Origin of the sequence: Tepidimonas sp. (genome assembly GCF_029335975.1) — a bacterium.
Lineage (GTDB): Bacteria > Pseudomonadota > Gammaproteobacteria > Burkholderiales > Burkholderiaceae_C > Tepidimonas.
In genome coordinates this window covers 1-5,348 of record NZ_JARJMT020000032.1, presented here as the reverse complement: position 1 = coordinate 5,348, position 5,348 = coordinate 1, and the positions used below count along the sequence as shown (strand labels likewise).

Genomic DNA, 5,348 nt, shown 5'->3' with positions numbered 1-5,348 from the left:
TGCGGCATTGACCAGCGCCACCGCCGCGCCGTGGACGGCCGGCACCAGCAGCGGATTCACGGGACCGAGCGCCTGCGTCCACACCTGCCGTGCCGGCACGAGCGCGGCCACCGGCTCCAGCGGCATGGGCTCGGGTTTGCGAGCACCGGACGAGCAAGCAACCAGCGCCAGCAGGACGGCGGCGCTGGCCAGCCAAGCCCCCGCCCGACGGGTAAGCGAGAAGGAATCGACGGAGGAACGGATGTGATTCACGGCTTGGCCTCCGGACGAGCAGTGGGATCGACCCCCAGTGCGTTGAGCTTGGCCTCGACGATGGCACGGTAGCCGACCGCGGGCTCCAACCCCTTCCAGGCATCCAGGTAGGCCGCGCGAGCGGCTTCGTCCTCACCCTGGCGGTGCAGCACGTCACCACGGCGATCGGCACGCCATGGGCGCAGGGCCTCGGGCACCTCGGCATCGAGCAGTCGCAGGGCCGCATCGAGATTGCCGGCGTCCAGCTCCAGCCCCGCCATGCGCACTCGGGCCACCGCGCTCAGGGCCTCATCACGCCCACGGTCGATCGCAAACTGCAGGGCTGCGCGCGCATCGGCGAGCTGCTCCGCCTCGACCAGCGCCCGGGCAGCCAGCAGGGCGCCCTGCTGTGCCTGCGCGGTCCGACCCGCCTGGGCCTGCAGGTCGCTCCAGATGCGCCGCACCCGCTCGATATCGGCTGCGCGGGCGGCTTGGTCCAGCTCATCGTATAGCGCGGCAGCCTGCACGGCTTGCCGCTGCTCCCAATACTGCCAGCCGTTGTAGGCAGCGTAGACGCCCAGCAGCCCCGCCACCAGCCAGGTGATGAGGTTGCCGTACTTTGCCCAAAAAGCCTTGAGCTGGGCAATTTGTTCCTGCTCTTCGAGATCGTAATGCGAGGCCATGCGCTGCCCGGTAGGTGTCGATGTGGCGGGATTGTAGAGGGGGGCGAACCCTGCGGTCGCGGTTGGCTGCATCAGGTCGCGCCGACGCAGCGCAACTGGGCGGCCCACTCAGCGGCCTGGGCCATGGGCAGCAGCGTCTGGGCAGTGACAGGACCTTGCAGCCCTTCGCGCAGGGGCTTGACCGCCACCTGCCCGGCAGCCAGCTCCGCCTGGCCAAAAATCAGCGCATAGCGCGCCCCGCTGGCGTCGGCTTTTTTGAACTGCGACTTCATGCTGCCCTGCCCGTCTGGCCCTGCGGCGTGCATCAGCACTTGCAGTCCTGCAGCGCGCAAGGCCCGCAGGACTGGCATCACCTGCGGCCAGGCCTGGGCGTCGGGCACGATGGCATAGGCATCCGGCACCGGAGGGGCTGGCAGGCGCTGCTGGGCCTTGAGCAGCTCCAGTATGCGCTCCACCCCCATGGCCCAGCCCACACCGGGGGCGGGCTTGCCACCCACCTCGGCCATCAATCCGTCGTAGCGCCCCCCCGCGCAAACCGTTCCCTGCGCCCCAAGCGACGTGGTGACGAATTCGAACACCGTGTGATGGTAATAGTCCAGCCCACGCACCAAACGCGGGTTTATCCGGTATTCAATGCCCTGAGCGTCCAGCAGGCGGCGCACCGCTTCGAAGTGCGCGAGCGACGCCGAGCCCAGATGGTCGAGCAACTTGGGAGCGGCCTCGACGAGCGCTTGCATCGCCGGGTTTTTGGTATCCAGAATGCGCAGCGGGTTGGTGTAGAGGCGACGGCGTGCGTCCTCGTCGAGCTGGTCGCGGTGCTGCTCGAAATACGCGATCAGCGCCTGGCGGTGCGCCTGCCGCTCAGCGGGCTGCCCCAGGCTGTTGAGTTCCAGCGTGATGTCCTGCAGGTCCAGTTCGCGCCACAGGTCTGCGGCCATCGCAATCAGTTCGGCATCGGCCTCGGGGCCAGACAAGCCCAGCGCCTCTACACCCACCTGGTGAAACTGCCGATAGCGCCCACGCTGCGGCCGCTCGTGGCGAAACATCGGACCCATGTAGTAATAACGCTTGGGACCGTCGTAGAGCAGCGAATGCTCCACCACGGCGCGCACCACACCGGCCGTGCCCTCGGGTCGCAGCGCGAGCTGTTCGCCGTTGAGCCGGTCCTCGAAGGCGTACATCTCTTTTTCGACGATGTCGGTGACCTCGCCCAACCCGCGCACGAACAGGGCCAGCGGCTCGACGATGGGGGTGCGGATGTTGCGGTAGCCATAGCGCGCGAACAGATCGCGCACCCGTGTCTCCAACCATTCCCAATGGGCGGATTCGGGCGCGACGATGTCATTCATGCCTTTGACGGCGGTGATCTTGTCGGTCATTTCGGTCTCGTGTGGGGGCTCCACGGCGATGGTGTTGCGGTGCCCAGATGCCAACGAAAGGGTGGCGCAAGGAATGCGCCAGACAGTATCGTCAGACTGTGCCGGTGCCAAAGCGCCGGGCAACATAGTCTTCGACGATTTGTCGAAAATCCTCGGCGATGCGCTCGCCGCGCAGGGTGGTGACCTTCTGGCCATCCAGATAGACAGGGGCGGCCGGGGCCTCGCCGGTGCCGGGCAGGCTGATGCCGATGTCGGCGTGCTTGCTCTCACCCGGCCCATTGACGATGCAACCCATGACGGCCACTTTGAGGTTCTCGACCCCGGGATAGCGGCTGCGCCAAACCGGCATGGCCGCCCTCAGGTGGTCGTCGATCTGCTTGGCCAGCTCCTGGAATACAGTGCTGGTCGTACGCCCGCAACCGGGGCAGGCGGTGACGCTGGGCACGAACGCCCGCAGCCCCAGCGCCTGCAAAATCTCCAGCGCCACCACCACTTCCTGGGTGCGGGGCTCGCCGGGCTGGGGAGTCAGGCTGACGCGGATGGTGTCGCCGATACCCTGCTGCAGCAGCACGGCCAGCGCCGCGGCCGAGGCCACGGTGCCCTTGGTGCCCATGCCCGCCTCGGTCAGCCCCAGGTGCAGCGGATAGTCGCAGCGGCGCGCCAGTTCCTGGTACACGGCGATCAGATCCTGCGCATTGCTGACCTTGCACGACAACACCACGGCCTCGGGCGCCATGCCGAGTTCCACCGCACGCTCGGCCGACGCCAGCGCCGAGGCGATCAGCGCCTCGTACATGACCTGCCGCGCATCCCAGGGCTGGGGGCGGCGGCCGTTTTCGTCCATCATCTGCGCGAGCAGATCGGCATCCAGACTGCCCCAGTTGACGCCGATGCGGATGGGCTTGCCCCAGCGCAGCGCCGCCTCGATCATCTGGGCGAACTGGCGATCTTTCTTTTCGCCACGGCCCACGTTGCCCGGGTTGATGCGGTATTTGGACAGCGCTTGTGCCATGGCCGGGTGGTCGGTGAGCAAGCGGTGCCCGTTGAAGTGAAAATCACCGATCAACGGGACCGACACCCCCATGCGGTCGAGCTGTTCGCGGATGTACGGCACCGCCCGCGCCGCCTCGTCGTGGTTGACGGTGATGCGCACCAACTCGGAGCCGGCCTGGGCCAGTTCCTTGACCTGGATGGCCGTCGCGATGGCGTCCGCCGTGTCGGTGTTGGTCATCGACTGCACGCGGACCGGCGCATCGCCGCCTAGGGTGACGCGGTGCTCCCCCCAAACCACGACGCCTTGGCGCGAGCGGCGCGGGGCGGCGGTGCCCAGCGGAATCGGTCGGTCTGCATGTGGCGCTGCGCCCATCGCGGCGGCCAGAGGGTCGATGGCACTCATGACAATCAGCGGATTTCGAAACGGGCGACATTATTGCGGGTCATCGGCCCCAGATCGAAGGGCTGGCCGCGGACCACGACCTCGGTGGCATCCGCGCGTCCGACGGTGATCGCCAGCGGCAGATCCTCGTCGAAGCGGACGTCCTCGCCCGGCTGCAGGTTGCGCTGCAGCCAGACACGCCCCGATGCGCCAATGACCTGGATCCAGCTCTCGGCCCGGGCTCGCAACTGCACGGCGGATGCAGCGTGGCCCTCCGAGGCCGGCTGCAGCGGTGCCGGTGCATCGGCAGAACTGGCCTCGGCCGCGGGGGGCATGGCTGCGGCTGGGGAGTTGGCTGCGGATTCCTTGGGGCCCGGCTCCAGCCCCGCAGCGGGCGCGGTGCCGCCTTCGGCCCCAGCCGCTGCGGGGCTTGCAGGGGTATCCCCTGCGCTCGGCAGCACGAACCACAGGACCCCAGCCAGCACGGCCAGCGCCAGCGCGATCCACAACGGCGCGCGGCGGCCACTCGCTTCGCTGCCACCAAAATCGGGCGCGGCGTTCTCGCGCGGCATCGGAGCATCGATCGAGCCGTGGGTTGCCCCGAGCTGTGGGGCCTGACCGGCTGGCAAGGCGGCAAGGATGGGTGCGGGATCGATCTTGAGCAGTCGGCACACGCTCAGCGCCAAGGCGCGCACGAAGGTGACATCGGGCAGCGCGTCGTAACGGTCCGCCTCTAGCGCCTCTAGGCGCTCGACAGGCACCTTCAGGGTCGCGGCGATGGCGGCGATATGCAGCCCGGCGCGCTCGCGGGCCTGGCGCAGCGCCTCACCCGCAGACTGCGGTTGCGTCGCAGGCGCAGTGGTGCCGGACTCACTCATGGAAAACCCCCTGCTCATAAAAGCCGGCCTCGCGCGAGGTCGGAAAGCGGCGTTTGAGCTGCTCGCCGAGTTGCGACACCGCCTCGCGGTTCTGCAGCCGGTTTTCGATCCGGATGCCCAGCCAGAGGGTCTCGGCGTTCGCCAGCTCGGAGTTGTTGAGGCGGCGGATGTAAAACCGCGCCCGCTCGCTGTCGCCGCGCTGGTGCAGCAACAGCGCCAGGTTGTACAACACCACGGGATTGTCGGGGTCGAGCTCGAAAGCGCGCTGCAGGCTGCGCTCACCGGACTCGGCCTGGCCCGCGCGGACCTGGCACACCCCCAATACCATCCAGGTGCGTGCCGCCGAGCGGTACCCCGGCGCCTCCAACGCGCGCTGGAAGGCGTGCAGCGCTGAGGAATAACGACCATCCTGGCAGTACATCCAGCCCAGGTTGTGCCAGGAATCCCCGTCGCGCGCATCCAGCCGCAAGGCCTGCTGAAAACTCTCTTGCGCCAGCTGAAAATCGCGCAATTGTGTGTAAATGAGCCCGCGCAGATTGAACGCGGCAGCGTAGCTTGGGTCGATTTGGATGGCCTGTTTGACCTCGTCCAAGGCAACGACCGTCTGCCCCTGCTCGAAGTAGCCGGCGGCCAACTCCAGCCGGGTGCGGGCGCGCTTGCGGGCCTGGGGCTCGTCCGACTCTGTGATCCAGTCGCGGTCCGTGCTGCCGCCCATCGCCCCAGCGCAGCCCGACAAGGCGGCAACGGCACCCAGCACGCACAACAACGCAGCTGCGCGTCCACCGAGCACCAGCGCCCGCCG

5 protein-coding genes and 1 pseudogene are annotated in these 5,348 nt (G+C 68.1%); all 6 read right to left on the bottom strand.

The window, feature by feature from the left end; all coding sequences use genetic code 11:
* A pseudogene (locus P3W97_RS01730) lies at nt 1-252 on the bottom strand (hypothetical protein); the annotation flags it as partial.
* The gene (locus P3W97_RS01725) at nt 249-914 is read right to left on the bottom strand and encodes a tetratricopeptide repeat protein (RefSeq protein ID WP_300843241.1); all 666 of its coding nucleotides are present in this window, start codon (nt 912-914) and stop codon (nt 249-251) included. The pseudogene P3W97_RS01730 and the gene P3W97_RS01725, both read right to left, overlap by 4 nt.
* 71 nt (nt 915-985) lie before the next feature.
* A complete protein-coding gene (hisS, locus tag P3W97_RS01720; protein ID WP_300843240.1) occupies nt 986-2,293 on the bottom strand; it encodes a histidine--tRNA ligase in 1,308 nt (435 codons plus the stop codon).
* Nucleotides 2,294-2,384: 91 nt separating this feature from the next.
* Nucleotides 2,385-3,659, bottom strand: a complete 1,275-nt coding sequence (gene ispG, locus P3W97_RS01715; RefSeq protein WP_300843243.1) for a flavodoxin-dependent (E)-4-hydroxy-3-methylbut-2-enyl-diphosphate synthase — start codon at nt 3,657-3,659, stop codon at nt 2,385-2,387.
* A gap of 35 nt (nt 3,660-3,694) precedes the next feature.
* Nucleotides 3,695-4,546: a helix-turn-helix domain-containing protein gene (locus P3W97_RS01710; RefSeq protein WP_300843239.1), complete on the bottom strand. Its 852-nt coding sequence runs from the start codon at nt 4,544-4,546 to the stop codon at nt 3,695-3,697.
* On the bottom strand, nt 4,539-5,348 hold an 810-nt coding region (gene pilW / locus P3W97_RS01705; protein WP_367184578.1), incomplete at its 5' end, for a type IV pilus biogenesis/stability protein PilW. The genes P3W97_RS01710 and pilW, both read right to left, overlap by 8 nt.